Below are 17,296 nucleotides of genomic sequence, written 5' to 3'. Positions count from 1 at the left end.
ATTTTAAAGGAACTCCATATTATGTTAAAACGAATTTCAATTGCTGTGTTCTTTGGTCTGGCCTTATTAATGAACCTGTGCGCACAGACGACGCAAAAACCCGCATTACATGCTAAACACTGGATGGCAATAACCGGTAAACCATTAGCTGCAACTGCCGGTGCGTCGATTTTCCAACAAGGGGGTAATGCCATAGATGCTGCTTGTGCCATGATTGCCGCAACCAGTACCATGTGGGATGTCCTGAGTTGGGGCGGTGAAACCCAAGCTTTGATTTACAACCCCCACACCGGAAAGGTCATTGGGATTAATGCATTAGGAGTTGCCCCAACCGGTGCCACACCGGAATTCTTCCTGGACAAGGGCATGAGCTATCCACCTGAATATGGACCTCTGGCAGCCGTCACTCCAGGCACTCCCGGTGGAATATGCACCATGCTGGCCGAATACGGCACCATGAGCTTGAAACAAGTTTTAGCACCGGCTATGACGCTTGCCTCTGGGTACCCCATTGAAAAACAAACCGCAGATGGTATTGAAAGGCAAAAGAAACGCATCAAGGACTGGAAATACTCCAAGGAGATCTTCCTGACCCACCAGGGCGAAGACCGGGAGGCACCTTATCCTGGTGAAATATTCAAACAACTCGACCTACTGGCCACCCTGCAAAAGATGGTCGATGCAGAAGCCAATGCACTTAAAATGGGCAAATCCCGGAAAGAGGCCATTTACGCCGCTTACGACCGTTTTTATAAAGGGGACATTGCCGATGAATTTGTCCGGGGGGTAAAAGAAGAAGGCGGCCTGATCACCAAAGAAGATCTGGCTAACTGGAAGGTGTACATCGAAGAACCTTTGTCTACCAATTACAAAGGCATCGAAGTGTACAAGCTGACCCATTGGGTGCAAAGTCCGGTGATGCTTCAGGCACTAAATATGATCGAACAGGTCGATATCGGCTGTCTCGAATACAATACGGCGAAATACATGCACATGCTTTATCAGGTGATGAACATGAGCTTCGCCGACCGGGACTTCTACTATGGTGATCCTTATTTCCCTCCGGTAGAACCTATCAATGGCTTATTGTCCAAAGAATATGCTAAAGAACGGGTGAAACAGATCAACTGGGATAAAAACGATGCAAAGGTAGCTCCGGGAGATCCATATCCATTTCAGGGTGGCATCAACCCCTACCTCGATCTGTTGAAAAAATGGGGAGGTGCAGTCTCAGATGCTAAACCCCTTCGCCCGACAGGTGAATTCCCGGACTCATCATTCTACGCAGGAACGACTTCCGTCCAAGCTGCTGACGAAGAAGGATGGGTCGTATCCGTTACGCCCAGTGGCGGCTGGATACCTGCTGTGGTGGCTGGTCATACCGGCGTTGGCTTGAGTCAGCGGATGCAAAGTTTTGTGTTAAAGGAAGAAGAAAATCCATTCAATGTAGTAGCTCCCGGCAAGCGTCCACGTGCTACGCTTACCCCTACCCTGGCATTGAAAGATGGAAAGCCCTATTTATCATTTGCGGTCCAGGGAGGTGATTCACAGGATCAGAATTTACTGCAGTTCTTCCTGAATGTTGTTGAATTTGGGATGAATGTACAGGAAGCAGCTGAAGCGGCCAATATCAACTCTTTCCAGATGCGCGGTTCCTTCGGAGAGCATGAAACCCGCCCCGGAGTAATGCTGATACGTGATGATACACCACCGTGGACCCGCAAGAAATTACGGGAGATGGGGTACCGGCTTGAAACCGACGACCGGACTTCCGGACCGATCAATGCCATTTATTTTGACTGGAAAAACGGATCCATGTGGGGCGGCTCCAGCAACCATGGAGAAGATTACGGGATCGGGTGGTAACTATGTTTAGGTGTTTACGTACTCAGGAGATATCTGATGGTGAGAAAAATTGGATTGTGAAATTCATCTACCCATCGTAACTTCATGCCTATTCCACCAACACGTAAACACGTCAAGCGGCAGTAGCTCAGTTGGTAGAGCATCAGCTTCCCAAGCTGAGGGTCGCGGGTTCGAATCCCGTTTGCCGCTCTTTGTTTTCCCGGCCTTACAGTACCCAGAAATAGCAACCCTGATCCACTTTGATCACACCATATAGAATTCCCACGAGATCCGGTCAGGATCTTTAAAGGCCACATACATTTTACCCAGTGTCTCATCTTTCTTGACACCGGTATTTTCAATGGAATTTTCCGTTAATTCAGTAGCGACGCGGTTCAGTTCATCAAGGTCGCTGCAACCAAGCGCTACATGATCCATTCCTGCACGGAATGGATTAAACCGATCTCCGGCAGGAGTCCTTGCTTCAGGTCCCCTTACTGCGATGGCGGATTGACCGGCCAAAAAGATGAATAAGTTGGGTATTTCCAAAATGAGATCAAAGCCAAGCTTGTTGATGTAAAAATCCTTCGAGCGCTCGTAATCGGTACTCCGCAGGGTAAGATGGTGTATTCCGGATGTTTTTGGTTTAATAGCCATGTATTGATTATTTTATTGTTGAAATTTTATTGGAATGAAATGCAATGATTCTTAAACGTCAGTCAAATAGACTTACATCTTCAATTTGCCCAGACATATGAGTCCATGAAGTATTATCTGCCGATTGTTGGCTTCCATGTCTGTAGGGATTTTCACCATTGCTACATTATTCTCCCTGCAACAACCAGCCGGTATACACAATCTTCCAGGCTCCATCAATCTTTTCAACTATGCGGGTTTCGCGACTGAGCCCTGGCATGTCAAAGGTAGGATCCCCGGTGTCACTACCGTATTGGTCAAATGTCACCCAGGCCATGTCTTCGGAAATCCGGACATTGATATTTTTCCGAACAGGATTCTGAGGGTTTTTTTCCGGAAAATCCTCCATGAATTTTTTTGTCCTGCCGCCCCGCTCTTTCCACCCTTCCACGACCGTGATGCCTCCTGCAGCCCACCACCCCATGGTGCGGATATAATCCTCATGTGCCCAGCAGGAAGCAAAGGCTTCAAAATCCTTTTCCCAGAATGCGCTCGATTCCTTGTCAATCAATTGCATAATGGCTTGTTTTTCATCATTTAATCCTCTGCTTTTCAAAAGATCATTTGACCTGGAAATCCAGGCACTACTCCCTAAAGTGAGAAGAACGGAAAGCAGACTTACGGCGATGGTTTTCATTTTTTTTAGATTTATGGCATAGCTTGTTATGAATAAGCAGGTGCTTACTCCGGTTAAATTGTATTTCCGAATATTTAAAGATTGATCAGCTTCCGAGTTGCCGGACAAAATCTTCGTGGTCCCAGTGGATATCGATGTGCTCTATATTGTGAACAGGAGACAACTTAAAAACGAATATATGTCCACTCTCGAAGGAGAGACCTTTATTGGGTAAACCAAGAAAATCTTTAGCTTGCTTACCTCTGATTGAAACCTGTGCCCGAATTCCCCCGTCCTCAGAGATAATGGAGTCAACCGTATTTTCCACATTGGGAAAACAATCAATAATGGATGTCCAAATGGATTGGCCGAGATCATGAACGTTCCCCTTACCCGCATCCCCGAGGGGAATAAAATGACAAGTGGCATCTTCCGAGAAATAGGAAAGCATAGCCGGTACATCCTTTTCGTTATAGGCATTCAGAAAACCCAGGCACTGGTTTTTCCATACCTGCCAACTTGATGCTTGTTTTGATAGTGGCTCCATATAATTTCGTTTGTTACTACAAATGTAATTTGACTCCAGTCGCTTTGATTGTAAAAATGCGTCAATCTATTCTTCAGGCTGTATATGGTGGGCTACCTCATTATTTTCCAGTAAATATTGGCTGGGTGCTTTGCCGGAGAATTCCTTGAAGTCCTTGATCAGATGACTCTGATCAAAATAACCATATTTAAAAACCAGTTCATCCCAGTCGATATGACTTCGTTGCCCGGCTATCTCGGCACACAGGCTCCCGTACCGGCGGATACGGGCATAAAATTTTGGACTCAGCCCCACCCGCTCCAGGAAATGCCGTTCAAAGGTCCTTCTGCTCATGTAGGAATCTTTAATAAGGTCCTGAACGGATAAATTGTCGGTTGAGGAAATAATCAAATTAGCTGCACGATCAACCCCTGACCAGGTCTGGTCCCGATGATCAAGCAGTTTGAGGAATGTATCATCCAATAGGGCAATCCGAACCTGATCGGTTTTTGCCAGCTGGATTTTCTCTTCCAATAACTCAAAATTACCAGGGAAAACATCACACAATGCATACCGGGTGTGCGTGAGTTCATACATAGGTATGCCAAAAAACTGAAACAATCCGGTAGGTTTAAAAACAACTCCAATCTGGTTCAGGGGTCCATTCACCTTAAGTCCATAATTGCGAATGCACTGGCCGGAAATGTAAGACGAGGAAAGTCTGGTAGAGGCATTTGGTTCCAATGAAACGTGCAAATCACCGTCCAGATTAAACAGGATGGCCGTGAAAGCATTGGGGGGACTATCCAGCCACTTATCGGACTGTTGTGCTTTCGTCCTCCAGACAAAATAGCATTCGATATACGGCCGGAGTGGCAGGCATGGTATGTATTTCTGATAGTACAACGTTAGATTCTGCCCATTTGAGGCTAATTAAATTTAGCAAATGGATGGTATTACTGCAATTATAATTGATAGAGTAATAGAATATCTACTATATAATCGCTTGAAAAAAGGTAGCTTATATCCTTAAACCATCCAAATGCATGCTTAAGATTTGACCTCATACCTCCTCATCACCCGGTTTTTGGGCAGATGCCGGTAAATGGCTTCCAGAAAGGCATCACCCGGATCAATCTTTTCCGTGAAATAGTCCGGGTTGGTTTCCTTGTACAATGGTGTACCGGCGAATTCGCGGTATTCATGGTGACCTATGACGTACTTCACTTCCGGGTATTTTCTGAGCAGGTATTTAATCAGTCGTATGTTGGCTCTTAGCTGGGCTTCTGTCAGTGGATGATCCGCATTATCACCAACGTTTTCTATTCCCAGGGCACAATAATTCAACCCGATTACGTGTCGGGCGAAATAGTTTTCCGGTAATAACTGATAGACGGTCCCATCCTGATCTACCAGAAAATGGATCCCTACATTCAGGGAACTGGCCGCCTGGAGCTGAGGCCGGCCGGGTAGAACGCTTGGATAAAATGCCCGGTAGGATCCTTCGAAAGTAGGTATTGCCGTCCAGTGAACCACAATCATGCGCGGATCAATGTTCGGAGTATGCGCATCCAGACCATGCCTTTCGTGCAGGTATTGCAGGGACAGCTGAACCCGGGTGCTATCCCAGACGATGGGCTTCTGAACGATTGGCACACGGGCCGGATAACAACTCATCATCCAACTGCTTATCCCAACAAGGAACAAGAACTGAACCAGGAGGTGGCGGAAAACTTTCATCTCTAATTTTGAACCAAGTTAATGAATGCAGGTCAAGGAACAAATCGCCGGATCAGTTCACGCAATCGCGATAATGAAACATCCATCTCCCTTTCGGACTGGGAGGCAAATCCCAACCGGGTGGCGTTCAGATGGTCTGAATAGTTTTGTGGATCCGGCAGATAAAATCCTTCTTTAGAAGCATCCTGAACCATCCTACGCAGGGGTATTGCATCGGTGAAGTTGGCCCAGACGGCCATACCTCCGGCAGGTCGCTGAAAAGATATGACATCCTCGAAATCAGCTCGCAGACGACCACAAAAATAGTCCCTGCGTTGATGGTAAACCTTCTGTGCCTTGCGCAGGTGTCGCTGTATCTCTCCATCACGGAATAAGCGTATAAAGACCGATTCTAGTAATTGATCTCCCTGCCTGTCGATGATCCGTCGAAGCTTACCCATGGACTCTATTACCAGGCTTGGCGCAACCACAAATCCGATCCGCAAGGCGGGCGCAATGGATTTACTGAAAGAACCCACGTAGATCACATGCCCTCCGGTATCTGCACTGGCCAAGGGCATGACCGGGTTAGAGTCATACTGAAAGTCATAGTCGTAGTCATCTTCCAGAATACAAAACTGGTGCTCTCTCGCCAATTGCAACAATTGGACCCTGCGTTCCGCAGGCATGGTGGCTGTTGTCGGGTAATGATGGTGTGGTGTCACATAGATCATACGCACCTGCTGTTCTGAACAAATGTTCTGCAAGGCATCGATGCGGATGCCTCCCTCATCGATCGGTATCCGCAGGATCCGGGCACCACAATGTCTGAAAATCAAATCTGCTGTTGGATAGGATAAACTGCCAGTTACAACGGTATCTCCCGGGCCCAATACAGTTTTTGCGGATAAATAGATGCCCATCGTGCTTCCACGGGTGATCAGGCATTGTGATTCGGTAAGCGGAATGCCACGGGTACCACGGATAAATTCAGTCAATAAAGTACGAAGCTGCCGTGATCCAAATATTTCTCCATAGGTCAATGTAACCCTGAATGAACTCTTGCGCAGTGCTGCCCGGTAAGCCCGGGCTATCTCTATGGCAGGCAGAAGCCGGATATCCGGTAATCCTTCATCAATAACCGTGTCAAAACCGGCTGAAATACGTGGCTTGGTGAGAAATGATTCGGGTTGCCAGTCATAACCGGGCATGGCGTTGGACGCACCTCCTGCGGATATCAATGCGTTAGCCTGGATGGTCGGAATTTCACTGCAAACGAACATTCCCTTGCTGCCTTTACCCTCTATCCACCCCTGAATGACCAGCTCATCATAAGCTTTGGTCACAGTTAGCCGGTTCACCCCGATAAGCAGAGCCAGGCTTCTGGATCCGGGTAAGCGGGTGCCTGGTTGCAGGACACCTTGTTGGATCAGATGAATAAACCGGTTACTTATCTGAATATAGACCGCCGGATGTTCAGTCCGGCTGAATGAAATCAGCGATGCGATACTTTCCATAGTCGATCCAGGTGGATGATCAAATATCTCAAAAATGGATGACCTTCATAGTCCAGACTCAGTTTATTTTTAAACCATTAAATTGGAATTATGAAAAAGAACAGCATTGCCCAGGGCAGCCGGTATTACCCTAAACGTTATGACTTTTCTATTGAGAAAAGAAATGCCATCCTGGATGAAGGGCTGGTATGTCATGTGGGCTTTATCCGCGACGAAAACCCGTTTGTCATTCCGATTGCCTATTGCCGCATCGACGATATCATCTATTTACACGGATCGGTAGGCAGTCATTTTTTCATGGATATGGCTAAAGGTATTAAACTATGCATCACCGTCACTCATCTGGATGCGCTGGTTCTGGCCAGGTCTGTCATGAATCACTCCATGAACTACCGTTCCACTGTGCTTTTCGGAACAACACGTCTGGTTACCGATGAAAAGGAATTGAAGGCCGCGACCCAGGCTTTTGTAGACCATATCATACCCGGACGCTGGGAAGATGCGCGGCAACCTACCGACAAGGAAATGCAAAAAACAACATTTATCGCGGTTGCTATTGATGAATGGTCCGTAAAATGCCGGGAGCACGGTGTTGGCGATGACGAGAGCGATCTTGATTTACCGGTGTGGGCCGGAGTAATGCCAGTCGTTATGACCTGGCAGCCTCCAGTGACGGATACAGGTGGAACCATGCAGGTAGAAGTTCCTGATTATGTCACGGAATACCACCGTTGAAGCAGAATTATTGCACACCTGCCATCTTTCTTTTCCATTCGCGATAGCCCATCACAGAGAGCACCAGGTATACCACATAGAGTCCGGAGGTAACCCATATTCCCTTCAGTCCATAAATAACAATGGCCACGATGTCCACAACGATCCAGATCATCCAGTTCTCCAATCGTTTTCGGGCGATCAGGTATTGGGCTACCAAACTGGCTACGGTGGTAAATGCATCCGGGTACGGATAGGAAGCGTCCGTATAACGATGCATCCCGTACCCCCAGAGTAAGCTGCCAATGACTATCAAAATCAGATATCCCCATCGCTGGATGTCAGGAAGCCAGGTGATCGGCAATAATTCCGACTGTGAGGGTCCTGGATTCTTTGATCTTCTGGTCCATACATACAGCCCATAGGCATTCAGCAAGACGTAAACAACGTGAAGAATCGTATCTGAATACAATTTGTTGATCCAAAAGATATAGACATAGATCGCGACCGAAAGCAGGCCAAATATCCAGGCCCAGATATTCTCTCTGGTTAAAAGAAACACGCAAAGAATTCCGCTGATAGCTGCTATCCATTCCAATATTTGATCAACCGGACTCATCGCAAATGGTAATGTAAAGTCAGATTAAGGAGCAGGATTGGATATGCGGCGGTGAACCTGGTTAATGGCATTCAGGATCTCCGGTGATAGTTTCACATCGGCCGAATCGATATTTTCTTTCAGCTGGGCCATGCTGGTAGCTCCGATAATGTTGCTGCACAAAAATGGTCTTTCATTGACAAATGCCAGCGCCAGCTGAGCCGGTGAAAGGCCATTCTCCTCGGCTATCTGTACGTACTGACTCGTGGCATTATAGGCTTCCTGGCTGTTATACCGGCTCATCTCCTGGAATTGATTGATCCGGCTTTGCTTACTTGCCGTACCCTTGTGATATTTTCCACTTAACAAACCGAAAGCCATTGGCGAATAGGCCAGCAGGGGCACTTTCTCCCGGATGCTCACTTCCGCCAAACCCACTTCATAAGAACGATTCAGTAAACTGTACGGATTCTGAACAGATACGCAGCGGGGCAAGTCATGCATCTCAGACAAATGCAAAAAGTGCATCACTCCCCAGGCTGTTTCATTCGAGACACCCCAGTAGCGGATTTTGCCTTCTTTGATCATCAGATCCATGGTGTGCAGGATCTCCAGGAAATTATCCTGCCAGGGATCAGCCCTGACTAAATCAAATCCCAGGCGTCCAAAATAATTTGCTTTTCGCTCTGGCCAGTGCAGCTGATAAAGGTCCAGGTAATCTGTATTCAGCCTCTGCAGGCTCCCATTGATGGCTGTGCGAATCGATTCGCTGCTGAAATTGATGTCCGGTCGAATGTATTCGATCCCTTCCCGTGGGCCTACTATCTTACTGGCAAGGATCAGGTCGTCTCTTTTTCCTCTATTTTTAAGCCAGGTACCAAGGTATTTTTCAGTCAATCCCTGATTGTAATCACGGCTGGGAATGGCATACAGTTCAGCTGTATCAATAAAGTTAATCCCGCGTTCAAGCGCATAATTCAGTTGTTCATGTGCATCCGATTCTGAATTCTGCTCTCCCCAGGTCATCGTGCCCAAACAGATCTTCGAAACATTAAGGCCTGTCTGCCCCAGTATCCGGTATTCCATGCTGTTGATTTTTCCGATTCATCCAAAGGTAATAAATGTATCGGGGTGTGAAGGCTTACAGAGGCCACCGGAACAGGAGAATTCCATTAACTGCCCTGACCATGGTTGTCCGTCTCCCCATTTTCAAAACAAACTCAACTGCGGATCTTTGAATTTTCCATAGAGTGAGAGATCAAAATCGTAATTAACTGCTTCATGGTTGGTAAAATATTTTTTGCGGGCCAAAGCCATTTGTTCATGAATGATATCGGCGTATTTACCTTCACCCCGAATGCGCACTCCAAAACGGCTGTCATTTACCTGGCCGCCGTGGATTGAGGCAATTTTATTGATTACTTTATCGTAGCGATCCGGAAAATGCCGCTCCAGCCAGTCTTTGAATACCGGTTCAACTTCCTGATTCAGCCGGATAAGGATGAAGCGGATGTCGTAGGCTCCATTTTCTGCTGCATGCCGCGCGACATCAAAAAGCTCATGATCATTCATGGATGGAATGACGGGCCCCATGATGACGTTGACAGGAATCCCCGCCCCACTTAACTCTTTTACAGTCTCAAACCGCTTGCGATAGGTGGCGGTCCTTGGTTCCAGCACCTGGCGCAAGGATTCATCCACGCCAGTGATTGATATGGCCACTTTAACCAGTCGATGGCAAGCCATGTCTTGCAGGATATCAAGATCGCGAAGGATCAGGCTGTTTTTAGTGATAATAGATACCGGCTGCCGGTATTTCCATGCCACTTCCAGAAGCTTCCGGGTTATCTTCAGTTTTTTTTCTATGGGCTGATAACAATCGGTGTTTCCCGAGAACATGACAGGTTTAGGCTTCCATGACCGTCTGGAAAGTGCATGACTAAAGAGCGCTGGTGCGTCGCGTTTGACCAGGATAACGGATTCAAAACTGATACCTGCATCGTAGCCCCAATAATTGTGGGTTGGACGTGCATAACAATAGACACAGCCATGTTCGCATCCCTGATAGGGATTCAGTGAGAGGTCATAAGGGATGTCCGGACTACTCACCTCATTCACAATGGTCTTTGGATAGATGTTGATGTACTTTGTCCGGACACCATCAACCGATAATTCCGCGACCTTCTGCTCAGCAGAAAACCGATTAGGTAATAAAACCTGTGCTCCCCTGCCCTTCTGGATCACCGGCAGCTCAAACAACATTGTCGATTTATTCGTCATATTCGCGCCTGATTAACCGACTAATGTACAATTAATCCGGATATCAGACAAGTTATATGCAAAAAAGGCAACATGTGTTTTACATGCTGCCTATGGATATCCATTTATATTTAGATATCAGGTTGGTTTTCTAAATTCCCTTTAAATGTACAGCAAATGGAAAGAAGTTCGTAAGAAATTCCCCTAACTTGCAGCGACGTTTTTTGAACCGAGATCCCTTATGGATAACCACCATACAGCCAGTCCGTTTTCTGAAAAATGGTTTGCATTCTGGCAACGTCTGCCCATCTGGCTCATCCTTTTTGTCCTCCTGGTATCGCACAAATGGGGAATAGATATTTCCGGCGGTGAAGCACATTACCTTTCCTATGCAAAGCACTATATGGATCCGGAATGGATCCCCGGTTCCTTCACATTTTCGGAAGAGCCGGGATCCCGCATGTTATTTCAGTTGGTATTTGGCACCCTGGCACGCTTTTTTGACTGGAGTACCCAGGTAGGATTATTCCGGCTTTTCAATTTTCTGATCTATTCCATTATCCTGGGAAATCTGGTACGTTTTCTGGGTATCCCCAACTGGATCACCTTTATTGTTTTTGAAATATACCTGGTTACCACGCAATGCTTTTTTGCGTCCGAATGGTTATTTATCAGCTTTGAACCCAAGACCATGGCATACGCCTGCCTTTTCGCCGGCCTGCTAAGCTGGTTAAAAGGTTCGTGGCGGACCAGTGCGTGGTGGCTTACGCTGGCGACTTATTTCCACTTTCTTGTGGGCGGGTGGTTCATGCTTACCCTTGGGATCGTTTCCTTTTTCCAACGTAAAAGTCGTAAAACCATTCGCATGATCATCTGGTATGCCATTGGGATTGCACCTTTATTACTCTACCTCTATAGCGTGGTTGCCAATGTGCCCGCCGAAGAAGACGGTATCCGTGGAGACTGGATCTATGTGTATTACCGGCTCCCGCATCACCTGGGACTTTTCAAGACGATGCCTTACTTTATTCATACCCACCTGACCGGTGTATTATGGACCCTGTTCTGGTGGATCCTTATCTGGGCAAAACGCCAGGTATGGCAAGGATCCCGGCCATGGAATCTTTTACAACAGATCCATACGGTCATGGGGCTCTTTATTATGCTGTTCATCATCGTAGCCTGGGTAGATGCCACCTACCGGGATCACGCCGGTGGTCTGTTATTGAAGTCCTACCCTTTCCGGCAGGATGCATTGTTCAAGTTTTTTACTTTACTTCTGTTCGCTTTCTGGGCCTTTCGATATTTGCAGGAACGCAAATGGTTGCATTATCTCGCTCTTACACCAGTGTTACTGTTGATCCTTACCATCGCGCAAACCAACAACAATATTCACCGCAACCAACGATTTGTCAACCGGCCTGAATACTATGCATTGACGAACTGGATCTCGGAAAACACTCCTGAGCGGTCTGTCCTGATCCCTTACCGTATTCCAGAAAATGAAAGGATCACGCTGGGTTTGCTCAGCAGCAGAGATCCCTGGGTGGAATGGAAATTTGTGCCAGCAGGTACCGAAAAGATCTATCCCTGGTATCAGCGCCAGATGCAACTGGACACTTTCCAAATGACTGGCAATATCACCGCCATAGCGGGTTCGATCGAAGAAGCTACACCATTGATCATTACCCGGGATGTGGATCTGCCGGACACCTCACAAATGCAACGTGTTTATCGCAATCCCGGTTTTATGGTTTGGACTTACCACCCGGAATAATGGACTCTAGATCGGCCGGTGAATAATTCACCGATTTCAAGACCTTCTTATCGTGCTTGCGATAAACCAAAAAAGCTTCATCCTTGGCAACCACAAAGCTCTCAGTGCCATCCTTTGCCTCGTAATGAGCCTGCGTTTGGTGAGCCTCTTCCAGGGTCAAACACCGCTTACTCATATTGGATCTCTGAACCTCGGAAAAAAGCTGATGAAAAGGTTCTCCCAGCCCAAACTCGAGAATGGCACCCGACAATACATACTGCAGATCACATAGGGCATCGGCAATGGCCACCAGATCCTTATCTTCGATGGCTTCTTTCAATTCCCTTAACTCCTCTTCCAATAAATTGACCCGTAACGTACATCGCTGGACGGAAGGAATCGATGGCTCGGCCAACACGGGAAGATCAAATGTATGATGGAATGCCTGGACGTCATTCAGGGCTTGTGGTTCTTCAAATCGCTCCATAGATCAGGATTTCATATATTTAATTGACAAATATAAGAGACATGATCAGGTTACCCAAACTGGGATGGATGTTCGTCATCGCAATTGTATGGATCAGTTGTCATCATGCAGTTCCTGCCGGACAGGACGGGCAACGGTGGATCTGGGATCTCATGAGCGGTTTGCCTGAGGATGTATCATTCCGTGGTATGTCCATTGTGAATGATTCTATTTTGTGGGTTTCTGGAAACCGTGGAACGATTCTGGTCACCGAGGATGCCGGACAGACCTGGAAAAAGGCGAATCCAGCAGGCAATATCCATCGCGACTTTCGGGCTATCCATGCCTGGAATTCGCAAAATGCCGTAGCAATGGCCGTTGGAGACACCGGGCTGATCCTGGGTACGAAAAATGGAGGATTATCCTGGGACACCGTTTACCTGGACGTTACTGCGGGGGTATTTTTAGATGATATCGCATTGGATGGTCGTACCGGCTGGTGCTATGGCGATCCCATCGGAGGTAGTTTGTACCTCTTAACTACCGTCGATTCAGGTCAGAGCTGGAGCAGGGTTCCGCCTTCGCAACTACCGGTACCGGTAGGGTCTGAAGGTGCATTTGCTGCTTCCGGCACCAATGTGGTCACCCAACCAGGCCGGACAGGTGTGGTGACCGGGGCCGGACAGTTTCCAAGATTTCTGAAACTGGAAGCTGGTCAATGGAGTGCTGTGCGGTTACCCTTGCAGGCAGGACCTGTTGCAGGCGCCTACAGTGTTGCCTTCCGTGATGATCAATTGGGTATTGCCGTGGGCGGCAACTTTCAGGACAGTACTCGAAACGACAGTGTAGCATGTATGACCAGAGATGGTGGCAACAGTTGGGAATTAATTCCGGAATCCGATGGTCCGGGAGGTTACCGAAGTTGCGTCGCCTGGCATCCAGGGTGGCAACTTTGGTTCACCACGGGCCGTACCGGTCTGGACTGGAGTACTGACGGGATACACTGGCAGCCTTTTGAACAACTCACCGGTTATTATGTATGCATGTCTTCCCCGAATGCACTCTGGTGTGTAGGCCGAAATGGCAGGCTAGGCCGACTGACTCAAATAGCCGGTCAATAAGCCTTTTGCTGAATTCGTTTGCAACTGCGTTATTACGCCGATATCTTGTATTTTGGGTGCAAGTACAGAAAGAAACATGGAAGATAATCCGCAAGAAAAGCCTGGCTCGCTTACCCGTCAGAAATTCATTAAAAAGGCAGCGGTCGCTGCCGTTGCCGGAACATCCGCCTTGATAGCAGGCTGCAAAGATCCGCAAAATTCCAGTGGAGGCCCTGCCATTCAAACCCGGAAAACCTACCGGTGGAACATGGTGACCACCTGGCCACCTAACTTCCCGGTTCTTGGAGAAGGCTGCAATGCTTTGGCCAAATTTGTGGAAGAAGCGTCTGAAGGACAGCTGAAAATCAACGTATATGGCGGCGGAGAATTGATCCCGGCCCTGGAGGTATTCGACGCAGTAAGTTCCGGGACTGCCGAGCTGGGTCATGCAGGGTCCTATTACTGGGCCGGGAAAGCTGAAGCAACTCAGCTGTTTTCTACAATCCCTTTCGGAATGAATGCCCAGGAGATGAATTCATGGATGCTTTACGGTGGCGGTGTGGAGTTGTGGCGTGAACTGTATTCGGGTTTTAACCTGCATCCCTTTCTTGCCGGGAACACCGGTGTTCAGATGGCCGGATGGTTCAACCGGGAAATAAACTCCCTGGCGGATTTCAAAGGTTTAAAAATGCGAATCCCGGGCTTGGGGGGCAAGGTCTTGTCCCAGGTAGGCGGAACAGCAATCAACCTGCCGGGTGGTGATCTATATACCAGCCTGGAGCGAGGCGTAATTGATGCTACCGAATGGATTGGCCCCTACCATGATTACCTGATGGGCTTCCATGAGATCGCCAAATATTACTATGCACCCGGATGGCATGAGCCCGGATCCACCCTGGAGCTGATCGTAAACAAACAGAAGTACGATTCCCTGCCCAATAACCTCCAACGCATTCTGGAAGCGGCTGCGCTTCGGCTGAATATGCTGTCACTGGCGGAGTTTGACAAGCAGAATGCCATCTACATGGAGAAAATAAAGAATGAAACCAAGGTTGAGGTCAGGTTCCTGCCCAAGGATGTCATGGATGGACTCAGGAGTGCAACAAAAGAGATCGTACAGGACCTGATCAGCAGGGATCCCTTCAGTGCCAAAGTCTATGAATCCTTCAGTCAATACAAAAAGCGAATGGACGACTGGATGAACTACACCGAGAAGGCTTATTACAATCTGATCAGCGCCTGATTACAACCAGTGCAGAACATCCGGGAATAAAGCCACAATCAACAGAAAGACGAGCTGGATGACGACAAAAGGTACGATACCACGATAGAGATGAGCCGTTGTCACCCTTGGGGGCGCGACACCTTTCAAGTAGAACAACGAGAATCCAAAGGGCGGTGTCAGAAAGGATGTTTGCAGGTTAAGGGCCAACAATATCCCTATCCAGATCAGATCCACCTTCATCGCCGTAAAGATGGGAAGTACCACCGGCACGATGATGAATACAATCTCTATGAAATCAATGAAAAATCCCGCCACGAATACTACGATCATGACGATGAGTAGAAAGTGGTGCGGTTCCAGATTAGAGGATTGGATCAGGTCTACCAGATAGCGATCTCCGCCTAATCCGCGGAAAACCAGTGCAAAAGTGGTTGCTCCCAGTAATATAATGAAGACCATCGTCGTCAGATGGGTGGTACCGATCATGACCTCTTTAAGCACTTTTACATTAAACCGGCCCTGTACAATCGTAAGTATGGTCGCACCCATTGCTCCCACCGCCGCGGCTTCGGTTGGTGTAGCCCAGCCACCGAAGATGGAACCCAGCACAGCAAGGATAAGGAGGAAGGGTAAAACAAATGCCTTAATCAACTTTCCGGCATAATTGCCCTGCTTAAATTCAGCAATTTCTTCGGCTGGAATCGCCGGAGCTTTATGAGGATAAATCCGGGCGTAAATCAATACATAGAGGATATATAATACCACTAAAGTCAATCCGGGCAGTAAGGCAGCTTTAAACAACTCACCAACGGATACATTCATCACACTGCCCAGTAATACGAGTACCACGGAGGGTGGGATGATCTGGCCAAGGGTACCGGATGAAGCGATGATCCCAGTTGAAAGTTCGATGCTGTAATTACGCTTAAGCATCGTCGGCAAACTGATAAGACCCATGGTGATAACGGTCGCCCCTACGATGCCCGTAGAAGCAGCAAGCATTGCACCTACTATCACCACTGAAATCGCGAGTCCGCCCTTCACCTTCCCAAAAAGCATAGCCATGGACTCAAGGAGATTCTCTGCCAGGCCTGATTTTTCCAGCATGATTCCCATGTAGATGAACAAGGGAACGGCAAGCAGTACCACATTGCCCATGACACCCATGATGCGGGAAGGAAGGAAATTAAAGAATTCAGGACCAAGTGCGAAATACCCAAAAAGCACCGATATGCCTCCCAAAGTAAATGCTACCGGAAATCCGATCAGGATCAGAATAAATATGCATAGGAAAAGGATCAGGGCCAGGATCTCCATGGTTATTCTTCTTTACTCCGGATGGTATTGATGGACTCGATAATAAGGATCATCGCCTGGTAGAGCAGTAGGATAAATCCCAGGGTGATGGTAAATTTTATGATGTAACGTGCCGGTAATCCTCCGGGATCCGGTGATTTTTCATGGATAAGCCAGGAATTCATGCCATAATTATAGGAAGTATAAATGATGAGTAAACACCATGGCACCAGAAACAAAAGACTTCCCATAAGATTGACCCACGCCTGTCGCTTCGCGGTCATTTTCTGGTAGAAAACATCAACCCTTACATGTTGGTCGGCGCGTAAGGTAAAGCCTGCGCTTAGAAGAAACAGCGCTGCAAATAAATGCCACGACAATTCCGAAACCCAGATCCTGTCCAGACTGAACAGCTTTCTGAGGATGACCTCCACAAAAATAAGGACAACCAGAATGGTGCTGATCCAGGATACCGATTTCCCAACCCATTCATTGACCAGATTGAGTCTTTTCAACATAGCCCTGATTTGAAGGGAAATTACGCAAACCTGTACGGATTAACCCAACCTTACCCCACTTAGTCGTAAAGATTCTTGAAGTACAGAATGAAACCATGGATCAGCGCTCTGGATGGAAAACGCTTATTCGGATGCGATATCAGGATCAGGCGTCAATTGAAGATCGCCTGATAAAGGACTCCACCGGTTTTCGGATCGAAGCCTACCGGAACGAGAAAGATGGACATATCTTCGTCCTCGTTTTTTATTGTAAAGATCCCCTGTTCGAAATATTGGTCCCTGAGGTCTGTTAAAAATAGAAGACTGAATGGAACTCTTTTCTGCCCGGGTACATCCGGCAGTTTGGTGACTTCCACCAGCCGCGCCGCATGTTCATGTCCGGTCGCAAACTCGATTATTAAATCATGCTCCAGCAGCGCATTAAAGTATTCGTAATCCATAACAA

The 17,296-nt window shown here is 47.5% G+C and carries 18 protein-coding genes and 1 tRNA gene; 6 read left to right on the top strand and 13 right to left on the bottom strand.

The annotated features are described in order from the left end of the window. Window positions 1-21: 21 nt before the first annotated feature. Together H6570_08505 and H6570_08500 are read left to right on the top strand one after the other, a co-directional pair. The gene (locus H6570_08505) at window positions 22-1,866 is read left to right on the top strand and encodes a gamma-glutamyltransferase (protein ID MCB9319308.1); all 1,845 of its coding nucleotides are present in this window, start codon (window positions 22-24) and stop codon (window positions 1,864-1,866) included. A gap of 116 nt (window positions 1,867-1,982) precedes the next feature. Beyond that, window positions 1,983-2,055 (top strand) — tRNA-Gly (locus H6570_08500). 54 nt (window positions 2,056-2,109) lie between these two features. Here H6570_08500 and H6570_08495 read toward each other — a convergent pair. From H6570_08495 to H6570_08470, 6 genes are all read right to left on the bottom strand, one after another. Continuing rightward, window positions 2,110-2,502: a VOC family protein gene (locus H6570_08495; GenBank protein MCB9319307.1), complete on the bottom strand. Its 393-nt coding sequence runs from the start codon at window positions 2,500-2,502 to the stop codon at window positions 2,110-2,112. Between the two features lie 166 nt (window positions 2,503-2,668). Next, window positions 2,669-3,178, bottom strand: a complete 510-nt coding sequence (locus H6570_08490) for a nuclear transport factor 2 family protein (protein ID MCB9319306.1) — start codon at window positions 3,176-3,178, stop codon at window positions 2,669-2,671. Window positions 3,179-3,263: 85 nt separating this feature from the next. Beyond that, window positions 3,264-3,704 (bottom strand): nuclear transport factor 2 family protein, encoded by a 441-nt coding sequence (locus H6570_08485; protein MCB9319305.1) that lies wholly within the window; start codon window positions 3,702-3,704, stop codon window positions 3,264-3,266. A gap of 66 nt (window positions 3,705-3,770) precedes the next feature. Beyond that, entirely contained in the window at window positions 3,771-4,589 is an 819-nt protein-coding gene (locus tag H6570_08480; GenBank protein MCB9319304.1) for an AraC family transcriptional regulator, read from the bottom strand. Between the two features lie 144 nt (window positions 4,590-4,733). Then, on the bottom strand, window positions 4,734-5,363 hold the full coding sequence (locus H6570_08475) for an N-acetylmuramoyl-L-alanine amidase (protein MCB9319303.1): 630 nt from the start codon (window positions 5,361-5,363) through the stop codon (window positions 4,734-4,736). Window positions 5,364-5,455: 92 nt separating this feature from the next. After that, window positions 5,456-6,919, bottom strand: coding sequence for a PLP-dependent aminotransferase family protein (locus H6570_08470; protein MCB9319302.1), 1,464 nt, complete (start codon window positions 6,917-6,919; stop codon window positions 5,456-5,458). Window positions 6,920-7,009: 90 nt separating this feature from the next. Between H6570_08470 and H6570_08465 the strand changes: the two genes are divergently transcribed. Beyond that, the gene (locus H6570_08465; protein ID MCB9319301.1) at window positions 7,010-7,654 is read left to right on the top strand and encodes a pyridoxamine 5'-phosphate oxidase family protein; all 645 of its coding nucleotides are present in this window, start codon (window positions 7,010-7,012) and stop codon (window positions 7,652-7,654) included. Window positions 7,655-7,661: 7 nt separating this feature from the next. Here the strand turns inward: H6570_08465 and H6570_08460 are convergent, their stop codons facing one another. From H6570_08460 to H6570_08450, 3 genes are all read right to left on the bottom strand, one after another. Further along, window positions 7,662-8,252, bottom strand: a complete 591-nt coding sequence (locus H6570_08460) for a nicotinamide mononucleotide transporter (protein MCB9319300.1) — start codon at window positions 8,250-8,252, stop codon at window positions 7,662-7,664. A gap of 24 nt (window positions 8,253-8,276) precedes the next feature. Further along, on the bottom strand, window positions 8,277-9,317 hold the full coding sequence (locus H6570_08455) for an NADP(H)-dependent aldo-keto reductase (GenBank protein MCB9319299.1): 1,041 nt from the start codon (window positions 9,315-9,317) through the stop codon (window positions 8,277-8,279). A gap of 123 nt (window positions 9,318-9,440) precedes the next feature. Beyond that, window positions 9,441-10,493: a PA0069 family radical SAM protein gene (locus tag H6570_08450; protein ID MCB9319298.1), complete on the bottom strand. Its 1,053-nt coding sequence runs from the start codon at window positions 10,491-10,493 to the stop codon at window positions 9,441-9,443. Window positions 10,494-10,731: 238 nt separating this feature from the next. Between H6570_08450 and H6570_08445 the strand changes: the two genes are divergently transcribed. Continuing rightward, window positions 10,732-12,267 (top strand): hypothetical protein, encoded by a 1,536-nt coding sequence (locus tag H6570_08445; GenBank protein ID MCB9319297.1) that lies wholly within the window; start codon window positions 10,732-10,734, stop codon window positions 12,265-12,267. Here the strand turns inward: H6570_08445 and H6570_08440 are convergent. After that, window positions 12,239-12,733 carry a nucleoside triphosphate pyrophosphohydrolase family protein gene (locus H6570_08440; GenBank protein ID MCB9319296.1) on the bottom strand — a complete coding sequence of 165 codons (495 nt, stop codon included), beginning with the start codon at window positions 12,731-12,733 and terminating at the stop codon, window positions 12,239-12,241. The two genes, H6570_08445 and H6570_08440, sit on opposite strands and share 29 nt — an antisense overlap. Before the next feature lie 41 nt (window positions 12,734-12,774). Between H6570_08440 and H6570_08435 the strand changes: the two genes are divergently transcribed. Together H6570_08435 and H6570_08430 are read left to right on the top strand one after the other, a co-directional pair. Further along, window positions 12,775-13,833, top strand: a complete 1,059-nt coding sequence (locus H6570_08435) for a hypothetical protein (GenBank protein MCB9319295.1) — start codon at window positions 12,775-12,777, stop codon at window positions 13,831-13,833. A 76-nt stretch (window positions 13,834-13,909) separates the two neighbouring features. Beyond that, window positions 13,910-15,055, top strand: coding sequence for a TRAP transporter substrate-binding protein (locus H6570_08430; protein MCB9319294.1), 1,146 nt, complete (start codon window positions 13,910-13,912; stop codon window positions 15,053-15,055). Here the strand turns inward: H6570_08430 and H6570_08425 are convergent, their stop codons facing one another. The 3 genes from H6570_08425 to H6570_08415 all read right to left on the bottom strand — a co-directional run bounded on the left by H6570_08425 (window position 15,056) and on the right by H6570_08415 (window position 17,291). Further along, a complete protein-coding gene (locus H6570_08425; GenBank protein ID MCB9319293.1) occupies window positions 15,056-16,354 on the bottom strand; it encodes a TRAP transporter large permease subunit in 1,299 nt (432 codons plus the stop codon). 2 nt (window positions 16,355-16,356) lie between these two features. Continuing rightward, window positions 16,357-16,851 carry a TRAP transporter small permease subunit gene (locus H6570_08420; protein ID MCB9319292.1) on the bottom strand — a complete coding sequence of 165 codons (495 nt, stop codon included), beginning with the start codon at window positions 16,849-16,851 and terminating at the stop codon, window positions 16,357-16,359. Between the two features lie 152 nt (window positions 16,852-17,003). Next, entirely contained in the window at window positions 17,004-17,291 is a 288-nt protein-coding gene (locus tag H6570_08415; GenBank protein MCB9319291.1) for a hypothetical protein, read from the bottom strand. Window positions 17,292-17,296 lie beyond the last annotated feature (5 nt).

Source organism: Lewinellaceae bacterium, from assembly GCA_020636135.1.
Lineage (GTDB): Bacteria > Bacteroidota > Bacteroidia > Chitinophagales > Saprospiraceae > JAGQXC01.
The sequence above is the reverse complement of the archived record's forward strand: the minus strand, read 5'-3'. Positions and strand labels throughout refer to the sequence as shown.